The sequence below is a fragment of the Mycolicibacterium psychrotolerans genome, from assembly GCF_010729305.1.
In the GTDB taxonomy this organism is placed as follows: Bacteria; Actinomycetota; Actinomycetes; order Mycobacteriales; family Mycobacteriaceae; genus Mycobacterium; species Mycobacterium psychrotolerans.
In genome coordinates, this window is sequence record NZ_AP022574.1 from 5,285,715 (window position 1) to 5,310,151 (window position 24,437).

Genomic DNA, 24,437 nt, shown 5'->3' on the forward strand with positions numbered 1-24,437 from the left:
CGGCATCACGGTCACGGCATCGCCGCGGCCCACGTCCGATGCCCGTCGTAATCGAGTTCTGCGGCTCTCGCGCGGTAACGATCCCGACAGTCGCAATACCGATCCTGCTCACCGCGCGCCTGCGCCAGCATCATCCGTAGCTTCAGCAGCCAGACGTCACGTAACACCAGCTCACCGTCGGCCGGAGCGGCGGCCAACCGGTCGGTCGCGGCCTCGGCCTCCGCGAGGTCACCATCGGCCGCGCGACCGAGCAGGGTTTCCACCAGCACACCCGTCGTCGGAGTGCCCCACGCCGCCAGCTGACCCTCCCGGGCCAGCAGGTCGACAGCGGCGCGCATCAGCACAAGCGCCTCGTCGCCGTCTCCCCGCCGAGCCCACTCCCGTGCCAGGTACACGTCGACGAGAGGGCGATCCCCCAGGTTGTGTCGCTGACTCGAGAAGGCGTCGCGGACTTCGGCCAACAGAACCTGTCCGCGATCACGCTCTGCAACCGTCCCGCGGTGGACCAAAGCGATACCCAGCGGCAGTCGGGCGAAGGCCAACGCCATGTCATTGCCGGATCGCTCGGCAATTCGGAGCGCGTCCTCGATCTCGCGCAACGCGCGGCCATCGGCGGACAACACGCCATTCGCTATGCCTGGAAAGTAGCCCCAAGCGACGACAGCGGCATAGGTCAGAGGATCCGCGTTGTGGGCCATCGCGACACCGCGACGAAGGTCGCTGCGCCAGTCGCGACGACCGAGGCAGTAGCGCGCCATTGCGCGGGATGCGTGGGCGAGCGCCAACGGAGAACCGAAGATGAAATTTCCGGCGAACGGGTCGCCGTCGGCCAGGTCGATCATTCGTTGTGACCATCGCAAGACGTCGGAATATTCTCCGCCCTCGATCTTGGCGTAGATCGCGGGGAAGGACAGTCCCACCGTGAGAGTCGCATCGCCGAGCGATTCGATGAGGTTCATGGCTTCCGATGCCAGCCGCGATGCGTGACGAATTCGGCCCTGGTACGCATGATCCATCACGAGCCCGGCCATCGCGATCGCCAGTGACGGCTTGTCTCCGACGGCTGAGCACAACTGCCGCAGTTCGGCGAAGCGGGCGCCTGCATCATGCGCACGCACTCGATAGGCCGTCGCGCACAACATGGTGCGAGGAGCGACGCGCAACGAAGCACGGCCCACAACATCGGGCGGCAACTCATCGGCGATCGTTCGGGCCCGCTCCCAACTCAGTCGTGCGGCGGTGACATCACGGGCTCGCGCCCAACTCGCGGCGCGCATGTGCCAGTCATAGGCGGCGCGCGTGTCACCGGCGGCCTCCAGATGTTCGGCGATCAGGCCGGCGTTCTCGTCGGCCGAGTGGGGTTCGAGTTGTTGAAGCACGGCCGCCACGCGACGGTGCATGTGAGCGCGATCGGATCTGAGCTGCGACTCGTACGCCACCGCCCGGATGAGCGGATGGTGGAACACATACGTGGGTCGTCCCGCGACCTCGACCCGGTCGATGAACTGGGCCGTGATGAGATCGTCGACTTCCGGCTGGATGCCGAGCCGCGCGAGGAGGTCCGCGCTGAATCGTGAGCCCACCACTGCCGCTGCTGCCAGTGCACGTTTGGCTGTCGGCTCGAGTCGGTCGATGCGCGCACCGATCACCGCCTGCAAGCTCGGCGGCACGTTCACCTCACCAACCGATACCGACGACCGATATGCGCCCACCTCTCCTCGCAACAGACCGCGCTCAGCCAGGTCCCGCACGATCTCCTCGGCGAAAAACGGTATGCCGGCGGCCTTGTCGAGAATCATTCGGCACACGTCGGCGACCGACGGGTCCGGACCGAGCAGCTGCGCCACCAACACAGCAGCTTCGGCGTCACTCAACGGTTCCAACGCCAAGATTTCAGCACCCTGCAGAAGGGCTCCCGAATACTCGGGGCGATAGGTGACGATCACCAGCGACGTTGTCTGTGCGACCACCGCGAGGAACTCGGTCAGCATCGACTCACTGACTTGGTCGATCCAATGAACATCCTCGATGATGTACAGCGCTGGGGCCTCCCGCGCCATCAACGCAGCTCTCACCAGAGCCGTCAACCGTCGCCGTCGCGCATCGGGATCTATCCGAGGCGCAGCTGCATCAGAGTCGGCAATCCCCAGCAAGTCGGCGAGGAGCAGCAGATCGTCCGCGTCCGCATCAGCGAACCGCTCACGCAACAGGGCTCGAGCGGTTCGGGCTTCACAGCCTTCCACTCCGGTCGCCGCACGCAGAAGGCGAGTGAGCACGTGAAATGAGATCTGGCTGGTGTGGGACTCACAGAAGACTGTGAACACCTGGAGACCGCGAGTGAGCGCTGAGGCTGAAAGCTCGTGCATCAGACGACTTTTCCCGATTCCTGGCGGGCCCACCACTCCCAATACAGCGCCGTCCCCGTCGATGGCACCGTTCAGCGATGCTTCGAGTGCTCTCAGCTCCCGACACCGACCGACGAGATCCGACACGGCAAGCGTGACGATCCGATCCTGGCGCATGCCGATCAGGCGCCGAGCGGGCACCGGTTCATCGATACCTTTGATCTGCACCGACTCGGGCACAGCGAGATTGGCATTGCCCACGACAAGCCGTGCAGTGGAAGCGCTGAGCATCACCCCGTCCGGCGGCGCCACCGACTCCATCCGCTGAGCCATGCCGACCTGCTCGCCGATGGCCGTGTACCCGACTGCGGCCGAGATCATTTCACCGACGACAACCTCTCCCGAGTTCAGCCCGACCCGCAGTCGCAGATCCACCCCGTCTCGCGCTCGGATGTCGACAGCCAGCCGTTGCACCGCATCCTGAATCTCCAGTGCCGCCATGCATGCCCGAGAGGCGTGATCCTCCAGAGTCGCGGGCGCGCCGAACACCGCCATGATCCCGTCGCCGGTGAACTTGTCCAGCCTCCCCCCGTAGCGCTGCACCACAGCCTTCGCACGCCCCACCAGCTCGGCAAGAATCTCACGCAGTCGCTCGGCGCCGACCGCCGCGGCGAGGTCCATCGAATGCACCACATCGGCGAAGAGCACCGTCACCTGCTTGTACTCCGCCGAGGCGGCGGAGTGTCGCAGTGGTGCGCCACACTCGCTGCAGAACTTCGCGGCCGGACCTGGCGGCGTGCCGCAGGCCGCGCACGAGTTCCCTGGCTTCGACTGGACTGAACCCTCTGTCATGACATGGCCTGCGCCATCGCGATATGCCCCTCGAAGCCCAGGGCCGACGCCATCGTGCGGTAACGGTCACGATGCTCGCGGTAGGCGGTGAGGTCGCCCTGAGCCTGGGCCAACAGTGCGCGCAGCCGCAGCACCGGCAGGTCGTGGAACACGAATCCCGAATCGGCCCTGCGAGCGGACAAACGGTCGATGGCGGATTGCGCATCGTCGAGGTCCTGCCGGGATCCGCGCTGGAGCAGCGCGTGCACCAACACCATGGTCGCCGGACCGCTGCAGCTCATCTTTCCGCGATCGACCTGATGCTCGACCGCCGCCGCAGCGAGGTCGATGGCCCCGGCGGCATCTCCGGCGAGCGCCTTGCACTCCGCGATCTGGATGTCGGCGGTTGTCGCCACGAGCAGGTCACCGTGCTCGAACGCTTGCCGGCGGCCCTGGGTCAGCAGCTCTGTGCCGGGCACGTGATCCGGGCCGTGCATGCGAACGGACGCGACTCCGTGGATCACGCGCGCCCACGCGAGCGAGACGTCGTTGCCGGATCGCTCAGCCGCCCGCAGAGCTTCGGCCGTGTGCTCCAGGACGACCGAATCAGCGACCAGAACGCCGTTCAACAGGGCCACGCCGTAGCCGTAGGTGGCTACGGCAGCCTGCGTCATACCACCGGCCCGGCGGGCCATCACGAGTGCGACGCGCAGGTCGTCGCGCCAGCCGCGTAGGCCGAGGCTGCACCGCGCCAGTCCCCGCAGCGCGATCGCCCACGCCAACGGCGATTCGAAGAAGAAGCTGCCCAACACCGCATCGCCGTCGGCCAGCTCGATCACCTGCTCGGCCAGTCGCAGCGTCTCGACCGACTCGCCCGCCTCGAATATCCCGTGGGTCACGGTGTTGAGCAGCCCGACGATCAGGGTGCGATCACCGATCGCCTCCAGTAGGGCGATGTACTCCCGTGCCATCGAGCGGAATTCGTTGAGCCGGTGGTTGAGTGTCATCGAGACGAGCACGCCGGACATACCCATCGCCAACGACACGGGATCCCCGGTTACGCCACAGAGCTCACGCAAATCGTCGAGCCCACTGTCGGCGACACCCGCCCCTTTGACGCACCAGACATAGGCACACAGGAACATGCGGGGGGTCACACCCATCGACGTGCGGTCAGGGTCATCGTCGGGCAGTCTGTCGGCCACATCTCGCGCCCGCGACCACATTCCGCGCGCCGCAGCGATGTCGCGGTTAGTCAGCCAGGCCGCCGCCCGCATGTACCAGTCATAGGCCTCCCGCAGGTCCCCCGCGCCCTCGAGGTGTGTGGCTATCAGTGCGGCATTCTCTTCCACCGTGGACGGATCCCGATGCTGTATCGCCGCCGCGACCCGTCGGTGCAGCAGAGAGCGATCCGCTCTCAGCTGCGACTCGTAGGCCACCGCGCGAATCAACGGATGGCGAAACGCGTAGTGGAATGCTGCCACCGGCTCCAACAACTCGGCCTCGACGAGCGCCGCTACCGCCGTTGGCGCGGCGACACGGTCCAGCAGGTCGGCCTCGAATCTGGAACCGATGACCGCCGCCGCGTTCAGTGTTCGCTTCGCCGCCGTGTCGAGGCGATCGATACGTGCGGAGATGGTGGCCTGCACCGTGGCGGGCACGCTGACATCCCCGCACTCCACCCGGCATATGTACGTACCCCACGCGCCCTCGAGGATCTGGCGTTCCGCGAGGTCGCGGACCATTTCCTCAGCGAAGAACGGATTGCCTGCCGCCCTCTCTGCTATCTGCGCGCCCAGACGCGTCACCGAGGGGTCTGCGCCCAACATCTCCGTGGTGAGCACCGCGGTGTCCGACTCGTCCAGCGGTGCCAGAGCAAGCGTCACCGAGTCCGCGGTGTGCGCGAGCGCACCCCGGTATTCCGGGCGATAGGTGAGCAGAACAACCGAGTTCGTCCGCGGGAGAACGGAGATCAGACACTCGAGCATCCACTCGCTCGCATCGTCGAGCCAGTGGGCATCCTCGATGACGTAGAGAGTCGGCGTGATGCGCATCAGCACCGCCGAGTCGACCAACCGGATGAGCCGCCGCCGGCGGGCATCCGGATCGATGTCGACGGAAAGGGCGTCGACACCCGCGATGCCGAGCAGGTCGTCGAGAAGGATGAGGTCCTCACGGTCGGCAGACGGAAGCAGATCCCGTATCCGCTCTCGGGCAGCGGCGCCCTCGGCACCGGTGATGCCGAACAGTCCGCGCAGCAGACCAGCGGCGGGGTAGAACGCGAGGTCGCGGGCATGGGACTCGCAGAACGTCGCTACCACCTCGAAGCTGCGGAGGCCGGCCATCGCGGCGGTTTCCCGCACGAGCCGCGTCTTGCCCACGCCGGCCATCCCCACGATCTGGACCACACCGCCGATGCCGACGATCGCCCTGTCGAGAGCCGCAGACAGGGCAGCGACTTCTCGTTGACGCCCCACCAACGTCGTTTCCTGCCGCGGGAGCCGGCCGTGCGTCCCTCGGATCCCCCGCAGCCGGCACGCAGGGATCGGATCACGGAGTCCCTTGACGCGTACCAATTCCTCCTCGTCCAGGACGGCGGCATGCTCCACCAGCCGTGCGGTGGAATGGCTGAGCATCACCCCGCCCGGCGGAGCGATCGACTCCATCCGCTGAGCGATCCCCACCTGCTCGCCGATCGCCGTGTAACCCAAAGTGTGGGAGCCGATCTCACCGGCGATCACCTGACCGGAGTTGAGTCCGATCCGAAGTTCCAAATCGACGTCGTCGCGGTGCCGGACATCGACGGCGAGACGCTTCACCGCATCCTGAATCTCGAGGGCAGCCAGGCAGGCGCGCACGGCGTGATCCTCCAGAGCCACCGGAGCGCCGAACAACGCCATCAGACCGTCGCCGGTGAACTTGTCGACGGTGCCGCCGTAGCGTTGGACCACCGCGCTCGCCGCGACGACCAATTCCGCCATGATGTCCCGGAGTCGCTCGGCGCCGACCGCCGCGGCGAGGTCCATCGAATGCACCACATCGGCGAAGAGCACCGTCACCTGCTTGTACTCCGCCGACGGGGTGCCGTGCGCGGCGGGTGCTCCGCACTCGCTGCAGAATTTTGCGGTCGCGCTCAACTGCGTGCCGCACGCCTCACAGGACGGCTTCAGCGCATGCACAGCGCTGTGGCCGCCCGCGTTTGCGTCCACGTCAGTAGCGTGACACCACCGGTGCGCCGTGTCAGCCGTTTGGCCCCGTCTCCCGGCAGTGGCTCATCGTCGGCTGACGCGCGTCCGGCTCACTCGGCCCTTCCAGTGGCGATGGCGGTATGGAACAGCGACCGGATGCACTGCTCCTTCACCGCCTCGATCATGCGCACGAACATGTCGTACCCCTCGCTGTGGTACTCGACCACAGGGTCGCGCTGCGCCATCGCCCGCAACCCGATCCCTTCCTTCAGGTAATCCATCTCGTAGAGGTGCTCGCGCCACTTCCCGTCGATGGCGTCGAGCAGGATGTCACGCTCCAGCCGCCGCATCGACCCCTCCCCCACCTGCTCCTCGATCTCGGCTTCGCGACGCTCCAGAGCCTGCTCGGCATCCCGAATCACCTCCTCCAGCAGTTTCTTTCGGTTCGATCGACTACCGGCGGGCAGGGATTCACGGTCCAGAGTGACGGGGTACAGCGATCGCAGCGCCGTCCACAGGGCTTCGATGTTCCAGTCGACGGCGCGGCGCTCGGCAGTGGCCTCCGTGACGTACGCGGTGACGACCTCGAGCAACATGTCGTGGATCTGGCGGTGCAGATCCTCGCCGTCGAGGATGCGTGAGCGTGCCGCGTAGACGACCTTGCGCTGCTGATCCAGCACCTCGTCGTACCTCACCACGCTCTTTCGCGTCTCGAAGTTCTGCTGCTCGACCTGTGTTTGGGCGCTGACGATCGCCCGGGTGACCATGTTCGATTCGATCGGCTCGTCATCGCGCATCTTCAACCGTGACATCAGCTTCTCCAAGTTCACGGTGCTGAACCGGCGCATCAGCTCGTCACCGAGGGAGAGATAGAACCGCGTCTCGCCCGGGTCGCCCTGACGGCCCGACCGGCCGCGAAGCTGGTTGTCGATGCGACGCGACTCGTGACGTTCGGTGCCTACGACGTAGAGGCCGCCAAGAGTCGTGACTTCCTCTGCCTCCGAGGCCGATTGCGCCTTGACTCTGGGCCGCTCCTCCTGCCAGGACGCCTCGTAGTCATCGGGCTTCTGCACCGGGTCGAGACCGCGTGCACGAAGCCGCTTATCGGTGAGGAAGTCGACGTTGCCGCCCAGCATGATGTCGGTGCCGCGACCTGCCATATCGGTGGCGACAGTCACCGCGCCCCGCCTGCCGCCCTCGGCGACGATGGCCGCCTCCTGCTCCAGGTGTTTGGCATTGAGCACCGTGTGCGGTATCCGTCGCTCCGTGAGGCGACGGGACAGGTACTCCGACTTGTCCACGCTCGTGGTGCCGATCAGCACAGGTTGCCCTGCGGCGTGCCGTCCGACGACGTCCTCGACGACCGCATCGAACTTCGCCAGTTCGGACTTGTAGACCACGTCCGGCTTGTCGCGCCGCACGATGGGTCTGTTCGGCGGGATGGTGATGACGCCCAGCCGGTAGATGCCGCGGAACTCCGACGCCTCGGTTTGCGCGGTGCCGGTCATGCCGGCGAGCTTGTGGTAGATCCGGAAATAGTTCTGCAGCGTGATCGTGGCCAGCGTCTGGTTCTCGGCCTTGATCTCCACACCCTCTTTCGCCTCGATCGCCTGATGCAGGCCTTCGTTGTAGCGCCGGCCGACCAGCACCCGGCCGGTGAACTCATCGACGATCAGCACCTCCCCTTCGGGGGTGACGATGTAGTCCTCATCGCAGTGGAACAGTTCCTTGGCGCGCACCGCATTGTTGAGGTAGCCCACCAGCGACGCGTTGGCGACCTCGTACATGTTTCCGATGCCGAGTTGGTCCTCGACCAGCGCGATCCCGGCCTCACGCACGCCGACGGTGCGTTTGCGGATATCCACCTCATAGTGAGTGTCCTTCGTCATCAGTGCGACCAGACGTGCGAATTCGGCGTACCAGTGCGAGGCGTCGTCGGCCGGGCCGGAGATGATCAGCGGGGTGCGTGCTTCGTCGATCAGGATCGAATCGACCTCGTCGACGATGGCGTAGCGGTGCCCCCTCTGCACGCGATCTTCTCTGCGATGCGCCATGTTGTCGCGCAGGTAGTCGAATCCGAATTCGTTGTTGGTGCCGTAAGTGATGTCGGCGGCGTAAGCGGCACGCCGCTCGTCAGGCTTCATGTCGGCCAGGATCACTCCGACCCTGAGCCCCAGGAAGCGGTGCACCCGCCCCATCTGTTCGGCGTCGCGCTTGGCGAGGTAATCGTTGACGGTGACGATGTGCACTCCGTCGCCGCCGATCGCGTTGAGGTAGGCGGGCATCACACATGCAAGCGTCTTCCCTTCACCGGTCATCATCTCGGCGATGTTGCCGAAATGCAGAGCGGCACCGCCCATGACCTGTACGTGGTAGGGGCGCAGGCCGAGTACTCGCCAGGCGGCCTCACGGGCCACCGCGAATCCCTCTGGCATCACGGCGTCAAGGTCGGCCCCGTCGGCGGTGCGGCGCCTGAATTCGTCGTTCTTGGACCGCAATTCAGCGTCGGTCAGCTTCTCCAGGGCGCCGGACAGGGTGTCGACGTAGTCGGCAATCCCACTGAGCTGCCGGATAATACGGCCTTCTCCGAGGCGGAGGACATCAGCCAACACCTGAGGTGTCCTCGAACCGGCCGGATTTTCGGCGCGCCAGCGACCGGTCGCCGTACCCGCCGTCGCTCCGCGTACTCACCACAACAGCGTGCCAGCGGTACGCGCACTTCTGAATGGCATTGAGGATTCGGCCCCGACTGACCAAAGGCACGGTCCGAAGGGACGTTGGCCCCTACTACCGTCCCGCGACTCGACGTTGACTCAGCAAATCGTGGACCGATTGCCGATCTCGACGAGGGGGTCGCGGAATACGACCCGAAGGCCGACGCGGCAGTCAGGCCCAACTAGTGGACCCGCCTGAATGCCCGACGCGCCACCCACATGTACGGGTACAACGGCCTGGACCTCAATGCTCCCGACGCGGTCCACGTCGACCCGATCACCGAGGTCAGAGTGCTGTACTTCCGCTCCGATGTGCTGCCGATGCTCAAGTGGCTCGAACCGTGGGTCAGCGACGAGAAGATCGCGGAGTTGGACGCCAAGTACCGACCGCTGATCGAACAGGGCTACAGCCGCCCAGATGGTATCTTCGGCGCGCAGTGGGAGACCGCTCAAGCCGGGTGAGCCCGGCGCCGAGCAACGGGCCTGGAGCCCAAAGACTCTAGCCAGCAGCGCTCGACGAGCGGATTCTCAGGAGCAACCACCTGACCACTCGAAGAACGCGAGGACACGACATGGCTGACCGCAGAGAGTTGGCCGGCCTGGCCGACCAGGCCGCGGCGGCACTCCTGAAGGCCGTCGTGAGCGCCGCTCCGAAGAGCCAGTCCACAGACGGCATCCTCCATCTCGCGCAGGCGTATGCGCTCGTGGTGTCGGCAGAAGCTGACAAGGCTCCGCAAGCTCCGATTTCGCCGGACTAGACGTCCCTGCGGCGCTCCGGTCCGCACGAATTGCGCCGGCGAGATTCCCCCTTGCGCCGGCAACCTCCGCGCATACGCGCGCGTCCTCCCGCGCCTCACTTCCGATTCCTATCCGCTCGCCGTCTGGCGAGCTCGTTAGCCACGTCGGCGCACACGACGCCGCGCCGATACCGGAAATCGCATCTATCCAGATAGCCACTTACGCAGTTTGATTCGGCCTAACTGCCTAGGGCGTCAATGCGTCCGCGCGAGAGGGCCGTCGGCTCTGGCAAACAAAGGACCTAGGACCCTACTACCCCGGGGGGCATCACCGTTGACTGCAAAGGGACGACACGCGTCGACGGCGAAACTCGGTTCGTCGGGGGCGCGCGTCGGTTTGGCTGTGCACACGAGGAGTAGACATGACATCCACCCCAGAGATCCTGCGTCCCCGAACCGCCGCGAACGAGACGGCTGGAGAGACGGAGACCGCGACACTTCCGCGGCTGACGTGGAAGTTGGTCCATGCCGAGCCGGGCCATCTGGTGTTCGCGATGCCGACTGCGCATCCGTTGATGGGAGGCGGTGCGGGACGCAGCGGCGACTGGGTGCCGAGCGGGTCTCCTATCGAGCACCAAACACCGACGTCGAACGAACATCACGCCTTGGAGTACGCCCGCTATCTCGGCCGGGTCGGGGTGTTGGCTGCCGCTTTGGGCGTCGGCGCTGCGTTGGCCGTTCAGCAACCGGCGATCGCGTTTGCAGAACCCACTGAAACGGACTCGTCGACGTCGACGAGCGCCACAGAAGCGGGCGCGACAGAGTCGGAGACTTCCACCAGCTCAGTGAGCGGGTCGGGCGACGCGGAGGCTTCCGAGGCTGAAACCGAATCCGAATCGGAAGCCGAGGCAGCAGCGCACGCCGAGGCCGAGACGACCACCTCGACTTCGGAGACCTTCACGACGGAGTCAGCTCCGGACAGCATCGTCCCCAGCGACACGGTGATCAGCTCCGGCGACGTTCAAGCCTCGGTACCCCCGCCCTCGACAGACGACGCCGCGTCCACCACCACCCCGGTCGACCAACTGCCCACCGACGCGGCCTCCGAGGCCGTGACCGAACCGGCCGCCCCGGAGCGCTCCACCGACCACAGCGGGAAGCCCGAGTCGCGAACCGGCACTGCCGTCGGCGCTCCCGGCTCTGAGGGGCCCGCACAGAGCCGAGCCGCTGACATCGACGCCGTCACCAACGGGCAGCCGGCCGACCTGTCGGACCCGCTCAGCATCCCCATCACCACTTCGGCGGCGATCCCGGTTACGCCTTCCGCAACGGCGACCGCCGGCATCCCTGCCGAGCTCCCCACGGTGGCCGCACCCACCACGCCGGCCAACATGGTCACCTGGCTGCTGAGCTCGCTGGGGCTGGGCCCGCTGGGCAGCAGCGCATCATCCCCGGTCCAGCTGCCAGCCAATTGGGCGGTGCTGGACTGGGTGCGCCGCCAGAATCAACGACCCAGCGGCGAGCAGAGCGCCACCGCCGAACCAGCTCCGACCGGCCCGCTTGTGCCGGACGCCCCGGGCTACGACACCCCCACATTCCAGGTGGCCGGCGGCCCCGCGGACGGCACGGTCACAATCACATCTGACGGCACCTTCACCTACACCTCCCCCACGGTCGGACAGGGCGCGGTGCCCACCGACCTGCCGGGCAACTTCACCGTCACGGTCAGCGACGCCAGCGGTCAGAGCACCGTTGTGCCGGTTGCCATGACCGCCGACTCCGGTACCAGCGCGGGAACCAGGCTGGTCCTCACAGGCCCCGACGGCACCGCCGAGGCGATGCATGTCTCGATCAGCCCGAACGACGTCGGCAGCGACCAAGCCGGTCAGCTTGTCCTGCACCATCCCAGCCTCACCGACTCGGAGTCGGTGAGCCAGGCTTCCACCGGCCTCGGCGCCACCACGGCGAGCACTCAACCGACCGTCGACTCCATCGCCGTGGGCGGCAATCCGCAGCAGGTGGCGATCGACCCCGACACCGGGCGCGTGTATGTGGCCAACGACCAGACCGTGTCGGTGATCGATGCGGCCACCGGCGACGTCGTCGACACGATCCCGGTCGGCGGGGCGGCGACCGGGATCGCCATCGCCCCCGACGGCAGCCGCGCTTACGTCACCCTCAAGACCTCCACCGGCAAGATCGCGGTGATCGACACCGCCAGCAACGACGTCCTGACCACCGTCCGGGTGGGTGCGAACCCGACCGCGGTCGTGGTCAGCCCGGACGGCACCCGGGTGTACGTCGCCAACAGCGGCAGCAAGACGGTGTCGGTGATCGACACTGCCACCAACAAGGTGATCGACGCCGACCCCAGCATCTTCTCGAGCAACATCTCGGTCGGGTCCTCCCCCAGCGCACTGGCTCTCAACGCCGACGGCACCCGGCTGTACGTGGCCAACCGCGGCAGCAACACCGTCTCGGTGATCGACATCAACACCGCCACCAACACCTACAAACGGCTCGACGTCAACCCCAGCATCTTCTCCCGCGACATCGCGGTGGGGTCCTCCCCCAGCGCGTTGGCGGTCAGCCCCGACGGAAGCGCCGTGGTGGTCGCCGCCTCCGGCGCTAACGCCGTGTGGAGTATCGACACAGCCACCAACACCGTTCGCAACGTTCGGTGGGCGGTGGGTCCGGCCCCGACCAGTGTGGCCTACGGCGCCGACGGCAGCCTCTACGTCGCCAACAGCAACGACACCGTCACCATGCTCGACCCCACCACCGGCAACGGCATGACCATCGCCATCGACCCCGCAATGGAGACGGGCACCCACTCCCTGGCGGTCGGCACCGACGGCCGCGCCTGGGTCACCGACACCGCCGACGGCGAGCTGCGTGTCATCACGCCCGCGGCGATTCCGACGCCCCAACCGCAGCTCGACTCCGTTGCCGTGGGCGGCAATCCGCAGCAGGTCGCGATCAACCCGGTCACCGGGCAGGTGTATGTGGCCAACCAGGCTGACAGGACCGTGTCGGTGATCGACTCGACCACCAACACCGTCACCGCGACTGTCCGGGTGGGTTCGAATCCGACCGCGGTCGTGGTCAGCCCGGACGGCACCCGGGTGTACGTCGCCAACAGCGGCAGCAACACGGTGTCGGTGATCGACACTGCCACCAACAAGGTGATCGACGCCGACCCCAGCATCTTCTCGAGCAACATCGCGGTGGGCTCCTCACCCAGCGCGCTGGCCCTCAACGCCGACGGCACCCGGCTGTACGTGGCCAACCGCAGCAGCAACACCGTCTCGGTGATCGACATCAACACCGCCACCAACACCTACAAACGGCTCGACGTCAACCCCAGCATCTTCTCCCGCGACATCGCGGTGGGCTCCTCCCCCAGGGCTCTGGCGATCAACGGCGCGCGGCTGTATGTGGCCAACACCAATAGCGATTCGGTGTCGTTGATCGACACCACCACAATCAAGGTGCTGGCCACCATCAACGTCGGCGATGCCCCGCGCGGCTTGGCCGTCAGTCCCGACGGCAGCCTCGTTGCAGTCGCTGCCTATGGCGCCAACACCGTGTCGATCATCGACACGGCCAACGACACCGTGCTCGTGGCGGGTGTGGGTCCGAACCCGACGAGTCTGGCCTACGGGTCCGACGGCCGCATCTATGTCGCCAACAGCAACGACACCGTCACCATGCTCGACCCCACCACCGGCAACGGCATGACCATCACCGTCGACCCCGCAATGGAAGCCGGCGAGCACTCGCTGACAGTCGGCGCCGACGGTCGCATCTGGATCACCGACGCGAAGGACAACACCCTGCGTGTCATCACGCCGGTCGAAAACACTGCCCCGGTTGCCGGCGACACCACCGCGGTGACCAACGAGGACACCGCGGTGCTCATCACTCCGGCGGTCACCGACCCCGACCCCGGCGACACGTTGACCGTCACCGCCACCAGCACTCCCGCCCACGGCACCGTGACCGTGAGCCCCGACGGCAAAACCTTCACCTACACCCCCGCCGCTGATTGGTGGGGCACCGACTCGTTCAGCTACACCGCCACCGACGGCACCCTCACCAGCAACACCGCCACCGTGACGGTGACCGTGGCCGCCGTCCCGGACGCCCCGACAGCGGCCAACACCACCGCGGTCACCAACGAGGACACCGCGATCCTGATCACCCCGGCGGTCACCGACGTCGACCCGGGCTCAGTCCTCACGGTCGTGCCGACCAGCACCCCCGCGCACGGCACCGTCACCGTCAGCCTCGACGGCAAGTCGTTCACCTACATCCCCAACCAAAACTGGTCGGGCTCGGATTCGTTCACCTACACCGCCTCGGACGGCGCCCTCACCAGCAACACCGCCACCATCACCGTCACCGTGGCCGCCGTCCCCGACGCCCCCACCGCGGCCAACACCACCGCGGTCACCAACGAAGACACCGCAATCCTGATCACCCCGGCGGTCACCGACCCCGACCCCGGCGCAGTCCTCACAGTGACCCCCGCCAGCACCCCAGCCCACGGCACCGTGACCGTCAGCCTCGACGGCAAGTCCTTCACCTACACCCCCAGCCAAAACTGGTCCGGGACAGACTCCTTCACCTACACCGCCTCTGACGGCACCCTCACCAGCAACACCGCCACCGTGTCGGTCACCGTGGCCGCCGTCCCCGACGCCCCTACCGCCGCCAACACCAGCGCGGTCACCAACGAAGACACCGCAATCCTGATCACCCCAGCGGTCACCGACCCCGACCCCGGCGACACCCTGACCGTCGCGGTCGTTGGCAGCCCGGGCCACGGCGCCGTGACCGTCAGCCTCGACGGCAAATCCTTCACCTACACCCCCAACCAAAACTGGTCCGGCAACGACACGTTCACCTACACCGCCACCGACGGCACCCTCACCAGCAACACCGCCACCGTGTCGGTCACCGTGGCCGCCGTCCCCGACGCCCCTACCGCCGCCAACACCACCGCAACCACCCCCGAAGACACCGCAATCCTGATCACCCCAGCGGTCACCGACCCCGACCCCGGCGACACCCTGACCGTCGCGCTCGTTGGCAGCCCGGGCCACGGCGCCGTGACCGTCAGCCTCGACGGCAAATCCTTCACCTACACCCCCAACCAAAACTGGTCCGGCACCGACACCTTCACCTACACCGCCACCGACGGCACCCTCACCAGCAACACCGCCACCGTCACCGTCACCGTGGTCAACCTCCCGCCCACCGCCACCAACGACACCGGCTACACCGTCAACGAGGACACCACCCTGACGGTGACCGCCCCAGGCGTGTTGGCCAACGACACCGACCCCGGCGGCGGCGCACTGACCGCCCAACTGGTCGCCGGACCGAGCCACGCCCAGGCATTCACCCTCAACACCAACGGCTCCTTCACCTACACCCCCACCCCGGACTGGTCAGGCACCGACACCTTCACCTACCGCGCCCTCGACTCCCAGGGTGCACTGAGCAACACCGCCACCGTCACCGTCACCGTGGCCAACCTCGCCCCGACCGCAACCAACGACACCGGCTACACCGTCAACGAGGACACCACCCTCACCGTGACCGCGGCCCAAGGGGTACTGGCCAACGACACCGACCCCGGCGGCGGCGCACTGACCGCCCAAATGGTCAACGGCCCCAACCACGCCCAGACGTTCACCCTCAACACCAACGGCTCCTTCAGCTACACCCCCACCCCGGACTGGTCAGGCACCGACACCTTCACCTACCGTGCCGTCGACTCCCAGGGTGCAATGAGCCACACCGCCTTCGTCACCGTCACCGTCAGTGCGGTAGCCGACGCCCCGGTCACCCGCCCGCTGACCCTCAACCTGGCCGAGGACGCCGCCCCGGTCACGGGCTACCTCACCGGCCAGGGCTATGTCACCGACGTCGACACCCCCGCCGACCAGCTGAACTACACACTCACCGGCACCGGGCAGGGCAGCACCGGCACCCTGGTGCTCAACGCCTCCGGCTGGTACACCTTCAGCCCGACCCCCAACGCCTCGGGCACCAACACCTTCACCTACACCGTCACCGACCGCACCAACGCCCCGGTCACCGGCACCATCACCGTCAACGTCGGCGCGGTCGCCGACGCCCCGGTCACCCGCCCGGCGACCCTCGAACTAGCCGAGAACGCCGCCCCCGTGTCAGGCAACCTGACGGGCCAGGGCTATGTGAGCGACGTCGACACCCCCACAGACCAGCTGGACTTCGCGCTCACCGGCACCGGGCAGGGCGCCACCGGCACCCTGACGCTCAACACCGACGGCTCCTACACCTTCAGCCCCACCCACAACGCCTCGGGCACCGACACCTTCACCTACACCGTCACCGACGGCGCCACCGCCCCGGTCACGGGCACCATCACCGTCAACGTCGGCGTGGTTCCTCCGGTCACCCGCCCGCTGACCCTCAACCTGGCCGAGGACGCCGCCCCGGTGTCGGGCAACCTGGTCACCGACGGCGATGTCAGCGACGTCGACACTCCCGCTGACCAGCTGCAGTTCACCCTCATCGACAGCGGCCAGGGGACCGCCGGCACCCTGACGCTCGACACCGACGGCACCTACACCTACACCCCGACCGCCAACGCCTCGGGCACCGACACCTTCACCTACACCGTCGGCGACGGCACCACCGTCCCCGTCGCCGGCACCATCACCGTCAACGTCGCCGCGGTCAACGACGCCCCGGTCACCCACCCGCTGACCCTCAACCTGACCGAGGACGCCGCTCCGGTGACGGGCTACCTAACCGGCCAAGGCTATGTCACCGACGTCGACACCCCCGCCGACCAGCTGAACTACACCCTCACCGGCAGCGGGCAGGGCACCACCGGCACCCTGACGCTCAACACCGCCGGCTGGTACACCTTCACCCCGGCCCCCAACGCTTCGGGCACCGACACCTTCGGCTACACCGTCACCGACGGCATCAACGCCCCGGTCGCCGGCACCATCACCGTCAACGTCGCCGCGGTCAACGACGCCCCAGTCACCCGCCCGGCGACCCTCAACCTGACCGAGGACGCCGCCCCAGTAACGGGCAGCCTGATCGGCCAGGGCTATGTCAGCGACGTCGACACCCCCACAGACCAGCTGGACTTCGCGCTCACCGGCACCGGACAGGGCGCCACCGGCACCCTGACGCTCAACACCGACGGCTCCTACACCTTCAGTCCCACCCACAACGCCTCGGGCACCGACACCTTCACCTACACCGTCACCGACGGCACCACTGCCCCGGTCACGGGCACGATCACCGTCAACGTCAGCGCGGTCAACGACGCGCCGGTGTTCAACGCGGCGGTTGGCACGCCGGATCCGACGACGGGTGCGGTGACAATCACGGTCACCGTCACCGATCCCGAGGGCGACCCGATCACCGCCGCGCCGATCGCCAATGTCAGCAAGGGAACCATCGTCGCGGGACATCAGCCCGGAACCTATACCTACACACCGGATTTGGCCTCTCGCCTGCGGGCCAATGAAGGCGGCGCCGCGGCGCTCGACAGCTTCACTGTCGCCGTGTCCGACGAGTTCCACACACCGGTCAACTACGAGGTCAGCATTCCCGTCTCAGCCGCGGGCCTCACTGTAAGCGACAATATTTCGGCTCCCCGCACCAACGCCATGGTGACCAATGCCGACGGCACCCGCGCCTACCTCGCCTATGACGGCGGCGCGGTGACCATCGGCGACTCGGAGGGCAATCTGATCGGCGCGATCTTCGTCGGCGGCCAACCGACTGCGCTCGCGTTGGACGGCACCCGCCTGTATGTCACCAGCGCCGGCACCAACACCGTCACCGTCATCGACACGACCACCGACGAAGTGATCGACACCGATCCCGAACAGGTTGGTTACCAACCCCTTTCGGTCGGCAGCGATCCACGCGGGATAGCGATCAACCCCGACGCCCACGTCGGTTATGTCACCAACTACGCCGACGGCACCGTGTCGGTGTTCGACTCCCAAACGCTGCGTGTGGTCGACACCGTGGACGTCGGCGCCAACCCGTGGGGGGTGGCGCACGGCTGGGGCAAGATCTACGTCACCAACTCCGGCGACGGCACCGTGTCGGTTATCGAAACGGTGCACCACCAAGTGATCGACACCATTCCCGTCGGCGCCGGGCCGATCGGGGTTGCAACGCAACCCCTTCCCGGTGGAGAAGGCTGGACGCGTACGGTGTTCGTCGTCAACAGCGCCGACAGCACCGTGTCGGTGATCTACTACGACGAAGCCACCGGAGAGCACACTGTCGTCGGCGAGCCGATCCCCGTCGGCTATCCCGGAAGCGGCCCGTACTCGGTGGTCCTCAGCCCTGACGGCGACATCGCGTACGTGTCGATTCCCGGGAACGAAGCCAATAACTACGACGGCACCGTCACCGTCATCGACGCGAACACCAGGACCGTGCTGGACACCGATTTCCGCAGCGCCGGCGTCCAACCCGTCGACGTCGGCAGCGCACCGCTGAACATGGCTGTCAACCCCGTGACGGGCACCCTCTTTGTCATCAACAAGGCCGACAATACGATCTCAGTAGTCGACCTGAACCCCGTTGCAGCGCCGATTAATTCGGCCCCCGTTGCAGTCGACAACACCGTGAACACCCTCGAGGACACCGCGGTGGAGGGCAACGTGCTGATCGGTGATCTCGACGTCGACGGCGACACGCTGTCCATCGATTCGCACACCGATCCGGCGCACGGCACGCTGACGCTGAACCAAGACGGCACGTTCACGTACAGCCCGGACGCCGACTACAACGGCGCCGACTCGTTCACCTATACCGCCAGCGACGGCATCGCCCGCAGCAACCCCGCGACCGTGACGATCACCATTGCCTCGGTGAACGACGCCCCAGTTGCCGTCGATGACGCGTTCATCACCACCGAAGGCACCCCACTCAGCATCCCTCACCCAGGCGTGCTGGCCAACGACACCGACGTAGAGGGCAACCCCCTCACAGTCGACTTCAACACCCAGCCGGCCCACGGCCACGTTTCGCTCGCCATCGGCGGCGGGTTCTACTACACCCCCAACCCCGGCTTCACCGGAACCGACAGCTTCACCTACACCGCCACCGACGGCACCGATATCAGCAATCCCGCCACGGTTGCCATTACCGTCAAGCAGGTCAACCTCGCCCCGGTGTTCAGCGCGACGGTCGGTACGCCCGATCCGGTGACCGGGGACGTCTCCGTCACCGTGCAGATCGTTGATCCCGAAGGTGATCCGGTGACCGCGAATCCGGTCAGCTGGCTCACCAGAGGCAATCTGACCGGAGACATGCAGACCGGCATCCTCACCTACACGCCGTATCTGTCCGCCCGCATCGAGGCAGCACAAGGTGGGTCGCTGTCGGACAGTTTCACTGTCGCAGTCTCCGACGCCGACAACCCGCCGGTGAACTACACCGTCGACATCCCGGTGGCACCAGGCGAGTTCACTGTCGCGGATCCCGAGCCCGCCGGTGGCGCCAATGCCATGGTCGTCAGCGCCGACGGCACACGCGCGTACATCGCCAACGATGCCGGCGTGGTGGCCGTGGTGGATTCAGAGGGCAACATGGTCGGTGCTCCGATCACCGTCGGGACCCGTCCCTCTGCGCTCGCGTTGAGCGGAAACGTTCTGTATGTCGTCAATTCCGGCACTGAAGGTGATCCAGGTGACGACACCGTTACGATCATCGACACCACGAACGACAGCAACAGCGTGATCGGGACGGTCACCGTGGGCAACGATCCGCGCGGCGTGGCGGTCAGCGATTACGCTGATCTGGCCTACGTCACCAACTACGGCAGCGACAGCATTTCGGTGATCGGATTCAATACCACCACCAACGAGTACGAGATCGTCACGACGATCGAACTTCCCGATGGCTCCGAACCGTGGGGCATCGCGGCTGACGCCTCGGGTCACCACCTGTTCGCCGCTGAGTCCGGCACCGGCAAGGTGGCGATCATCAATGCCATGCCCGGGTCGGAGGACTTCAACCGACTCGTTCACGAGACCACAGTCGGGAGCGGACCGATCGGAGTGGCCGCTGGGCCAACCAGCAACCAGGACAAGGTCTTCGTCGTCAACAGTACCGACAGCACTGTCACGGTGATGGACGCCGGACCCGGTTTCGCCGTGATCACCACCATCACCATCGCCGACCCCGGCACGGGTCCCAACCAGGTAGTCGTCAGCGACGACGGCAGCATCGCTTATGTCTCCGTGCCCGGCGTCGGGCCCGATTATGCCGGCACCGTGGCAGCGATCGATGCGCGCACCCTGGTGCGGCTGGACGCGGACGACACTGTCGCCGGCATCCAGAACATCGACGTCGGTAGGGCGCCACTGGGCATGGGGTTCGATCCCATCACCAACACCGCGTACGTCATCAACAAGGGCGAGAACACGATCTCGGCGATCAGCGTGGGCGCTGTCAACGTCGCACCGGTAGCGGTCAGCGATTCCTACACGACGCTCGAGGACACCCCCCTCATAGTGGTGGCCCCTGGCGTGTTAGGCAACGACACCGACACCCAGGGAACCACCCTGACCGTCGCCAGCCATACCGAACCGGCCAACGGCACGCTGAGTATCGGCGCCGACGGGTCGTTCAGCTACACCCCAGCGGCGAACTGGTGGGGGTCGGACAGCTTCACCTACACCGCCTCCGACGGCACCATGACCAGCAACACCGCCACCGTGACGGTCACCGTCACCCCGGTCAACGTCGCCCCAGTCATCAACAAGGTGACCTCGACGGCCGGCACCGGGAACACGTGGACGGTCAACGTCGACGCCACCGACGCCGACCCCGAGGACGTCGTCACGCTCGCTGTGAGCGCAGTGGACACCGGCCACGTGACGGTCACCGGCACCGGCACCGGGCTCTACACGGTGACCGTCACTGACACCGCCTGGGCCCAAGCCAACCCCGGCGCCCAACTCAGCGTGGTCGTCACGGCCACCGACAAAGACGGTGCCCTCGACAGCACCACCGTGCCCATCGGCACCGTCAACAACGCCACCGCCGTCGGCTACAACGCCTACCGGCAGACCGCCATCCCGGCGCTGCCGGCCGGGGTGACCTACACCCAGGTGGCCGGCGGCGGCCAGCACACGGTGCTGCTGCGCTCCGACGGCACCGCCGTCGCCGTCGGCGACAGCCAATACGGGCAGTGCAACATCCCGGCAATCGACGACCCCGGGGTGACTTACACGCAGGTCGCCGCCGGCCAATACCACACGGTGCTGCTGCGCTCCGACGGCCAAGTCGTCGCCGTCGGCGCCAATGACAGGGGGCAGCTCAACATCCCAAACGACCCCGGGGTGACCTACACCCAGGTGGCCGCCGGCGGCTGGTACACGGTGTTGCTGCGCTCCGACGGCCAAGCCGTCGCCTATGGCGACAACCAATACGGGCAGCGCAACATCCCGGCAATCGTCGAGCCGGGGGTGACCTACACCCAGGTGGCCGCCAGCAGCTGGCGGCACACGATGTTGCTGCGCTCCGACGGCCGAGTCGTCGCCGTCGGCGACAACACCTTCGGGCAGTGCAACATCCCGCCAATCGAGGACGCGGGGGTGACCTACACGCAGGTCGACGGCGGCTACGAGCACACGGTGCTGCTGCGCTCCGACGGCACCGTCACCGCCATCGGCAACAACCAATACGGGCAGACCACCATCCTGGAGAACGATCCCGGGACCTACACGCAGGTCGCCACCGGCGGTTACTACACGGTGCTGCTGCGCTCCGACGGCACCGTCGTCGCCGTCGGCTACAACAGCTCCGGGCAGTCCACCATCCCGGACCTGCCGGCCGGGGTGGCCTACACCCAGGTCGCCGCCGGCAGCAACCACACGCTGCTGCTGCGCGGCTCGGTCAGCGGCCGTCCGATCGCCGTCGACGACGTGGTCAGCACCAACGAGGACACCCCAGTGGAGATCGCACCGGCGACCCTGCTGGCCAACGACTCTGACCCCGACGGCGACCCGCTGCACATCGTCTCGGTGTTCGGCGCCACCCACGGCAGCGCCGCTATGGTGCCCGACGGCACCATCACCTACACGCCCAACACCGGTTACGTCGGAACCGACACCTTCAGCTACGTCATCAGCGACGGCGGTCTGGCCGATGCCGCCACCGTCACGGTGACAGTCGACCCGGTCAACGCCGCCCCGGTCATCAACACCGTGACGCCGACGCCGGGCATCGGTAACAGCTGGACGGTCAACGTCGACGCCAGCGACGCCGATCCCGGCGACGTCGTCACGGTGACGGTCAGCGCCGTGGACCCCGGCCACGTGGCGGTCAGCGGGACCGGCGCCGGGCCATACACGGTGGCCGTCACCGACACCGCCTGGGCCAAGGCCAATCCGGCCGCGCAGGTCAGCGTCAACGTCACGGCCACCGACGGCCACAGCGCCCCGGTCGCCACCAACGTGGCCGTCGGCACCGTCAACAACGCCGCCACAGTCGGCGCAAACTACTACTGGCAGGCCGACATCCCGGCACTACCCGCCGGGGTGACCTACACCCAGGTCGCCGCCGCCGCCGACTATTCTGTGCTACTGCGGTCCGACGGCCAAGCCGTCGCCGCCGGTACCAACGATGGCGGGCTAAGCCACATCCTGGCGCCACCGGCACCACCGGACGGAATGACCTACACCCAGGTCGCCGCCGGCTGGCGACACATGGTGCTGCTGCGCTCCGACGGCCAAGCCGTCGCCGTCCGTACCGACTATTGGGGGCAGCAGACCATCGAAGTGTTGGCACCATCGGACGGAACGACCTACACCCAGGTCGCCGCCGGCGGCAACCACACGGTGCTGCTGCGCTCCGACGGCCAAGCCGTCGCCGTCGGCGACACCTCCTACGGGCAGACCACCATCCCGGCCCTGCCGGCCGGAATGACCTACACCCAAGTTGCCGCCGGCGGCAACCACACGGTGCTGCTGCGCTCCGACGGCCAAGCCGTCGCCGTCGGCTCCAACAACTGGGGGCAGACCACCATCCCGGCCCTGCCGGCCGGAATGACCTACACCGAGGTCGCCGCGGGCGGCAGTGACACGGTGCTGCTGCGCTCCGACGGGCAAGCCGTCGCCTTCGGCGACAACCACTACGGACAGACGACAATCCAGGCACCACCGAACGGAGTGGCCTACGTCCAAGTCGCCACTAGTGGCAGTGACACGGTGCTGCTGCGCTCCGACGGGCAAGCCGTCGCCTTTGGCGACAACTCTTACGGGCAGAGGACCATCCCCGCACCCTCGGCCGGGGTCAGCTACACCGGGGTCGCCGCCGGTAGCAGCCACACGGTGTTGCTGAATGCCACCAACGCCGCAAACCGGGCCCCGGTGGCCAGCGCGGTGGTCGGCGTGGCGGATCCGAACACCGGCAACGTGACGGTGATGCTGACGGCCAGCGACCCCGACGGTGACCCCCTTACGGTGAGATACAGCGCGCCCTTGCTAGGCAAACTCAGCGTGGTGAACAATCACAACGGCAGCTGGCGCCTCACCTACGACCCCTCTGACGCCGCCCGATTGAGGGCCGCTCAGACTCCCGGGGTGGCCGAGGCCGACACCTTCACCGTCACCGTCTCCGACGTTCGGGGTGGCATCAGCCCCGTCACGGTGACGGGAGTGCCCATCTCGCCAGCGACGCTGGCGATGCGCAACTCCATAACGATTGGCGGGACGCCCACCGCCGAGGTGCTCATCCCCAATGCCCCCTACGCCTACGTTGCCGACGGCAGTCTGGTGAGGGTGGTCAACACGACCAGCGGCACCGCCACCTCCATCGCCGTAGGGGGCAACACGTCGGACATCGCCGTCACCCCCAACGGTCTAAAGGTCTACGTCACCAACGACGCCGGGTACGTGACGTACATCAAGACGGAAACCGGCGCTACCCTCAACATCCCGCTCGCCGGAAACCTTGGGGGCGTGGCGGTGACACCGAATGGGCAATACGCTTATGTAGCCAACACCAGCAGCGGCACCGTGTCGGTGATCGATACCGCCACCACCACGGTGGGCATCAAGCCCATTCCGGTCGGCGGCCAGCCGGAACAGTTGGCCATCAGCCCCGACGGTGCGTACGTCTACGTCACGGACACCACCCGGGCCGTGCTGACCGTGATCAGGACCAGTGACGCGGCCGTCACCACCGTCGGAGTCGAAAACGGACTGCAAAGTTCGACGCTCGGGGTGGTCGTCGCGCCCGACGGCAAACACGTGTGCGCCACCAATCCGTACACCGCCTCGGTATCGGTGATCGACACCGCTACCAAGAGCGTGCAGACCGTCTCGGTCGGCGCATCTCCCCGCGGTGTGGCGGTGAGCCCCGACGGCAGCGTCATCTACGTGACGAATACTAGCGGCGCGATAACGGTGATCGACACCGTCACCAACACGGTGATCACCAGCGCCCCGGCCGGCAGCTCGCCATACGAGGTGGCCGTCAGCCCCGACGGCAGCCGGGTCTATGTCACCGACAACAGCGGCGCGGTGTCCGTGATGTCCTTCGTCCCAGCGCCCATCGTGTGACCGAATCTGT

Annotated in this window: 6 protein-coding genes; 3 read left to right on the forward strand and 3 right to left on the reverse strand. The window is 66.9% G+C overall.

Translation table 11 applies throughout. From position 1 onward, the window contains the following. Positions 1-11 precede the first annotated feature (11 nt). The 3 genes from G6N45_RS25495 to secA all read right to left on the reverse strand — a co-directional run bounded on the left by G6N45_RS25495 (position 12) and on the right by secA (position 8,976). Positions 12-3,197 carry an ATP-binding protein gene (locus tag G6N45_RS25495; RefSeq protein ID WP_163726452.1) on the reverse strand — a complete coding sequence of 1,062 codons (3,186 nt, stop codon included), beginning with the start codon at positions 3,195-3,197 and terminating at the stop codon, positions 12-14. Next, the gene (locus G6N45_RS25500; RefSeq protein WP_246228798.1) at positions 3,194-6,385 is read right to left on the reverse strand and encodes an adenylate/guanylate cyclase domain-containing protein; all 3,192 of its coding nucleotides are present in this window, start codon (positions 6,383-6,385) and stop codon (positions 3,194-3,196) included. Before G6N45_RS25500 ends, G6N45_RS25495 begins: the two co-directional genes overlap by 4 nt. A gap of 89 nt (positions 6,386-6,474) precedes the next feature. Continuing rightward, a complete protein-coding gene (gene secA, locus G6N45_RS25505; RefSeq protein WP_163726455.1) occupies positions 6,475-8,976 on the reverse strand; it encodes a preprotein translocase subunit SecA in 2,502 nt (833 codons plus the stop codon). 321 nt (positions 8,977-9,297) lie between these two features. On the opposite strand from secA, the gene G6N45_RS25510 reads away from it, so the two are divergent. The 3 genes from G6N45_RS25510 to G6N45_RS25520 all read left to right on the forward strand — a co-directional run bounded on the left by G6N45_RS25510 (position 9,298) and on the right by G6N45_RS25520 (position 24,427). Further along, positions 9,298-9,540 carry a hypothetical protein gene (locus G6N45_RS25510; RefSeq protein ID WP_163726458.1) on the forward strand — a complete coding sequence of 81 codons (243 nt, stop codon included), beginning with the start codon at positions 9,298-9,300 and terminating at the stop codon, positions 9,538-9,540. 110 nt (positions 9,541-9,650) lie between these two features. Further along, positions 9,651-9,836, forward strand: a complete 186-nt coding sequence (locus G6N45_RS25515) for a hypothetical protein (protein ID WP_163726461.1) — start codon at positions 9,651-9,653, stop codon at positions 9,834-9,836. A 401-nt stretch (positions 9,837-10,237) separates the two neighbouring features. Next, positions 10,238-24,427, forward strand: coding sequence for a cadherin-like domain-containing protein (locus G6N45_RS25520; protein ID WP_163726480.1), 14,190 nt, complete (start codon positions 10,238-10,240; stop codon positions 24,425-24,427). Positions 24,428-24,437: the final 10 nt, after the last annotated feature.

Bases quoted from the DNA above. Each gene is read 5' to 3' on its own strand.
- G6N45_RS25495 (WP_163726452.1), bottom strand. From the start codon at position 3,197: ATGACAGAGGGTTCAGTCCAGTCGAAGCCAGGGAACTCGTGCGCGGCC.
- G6N45_RS25510 (WP_163726458.1), top strand. From the start codon at position 9,298: ATGTACGGGTACAACGGCCTGGACCTCAATGCTCCCGACGCGGTCCAC.
- G6N45_RS25515 (WP_163726461.1), top strand. From the start codon at position 9,651: ATGGCTGACCGCAGAGAGTTGGCCGGCCTGGCCGACCAGGCCGCGGCG.
- G6N45_RS25520 (WP_163726480.1), top strand. From the start codon at position 10,238: ATGACATCCACCCCAGAGATCCTGCGTCCCCGAACCGCCGCGAACGAG.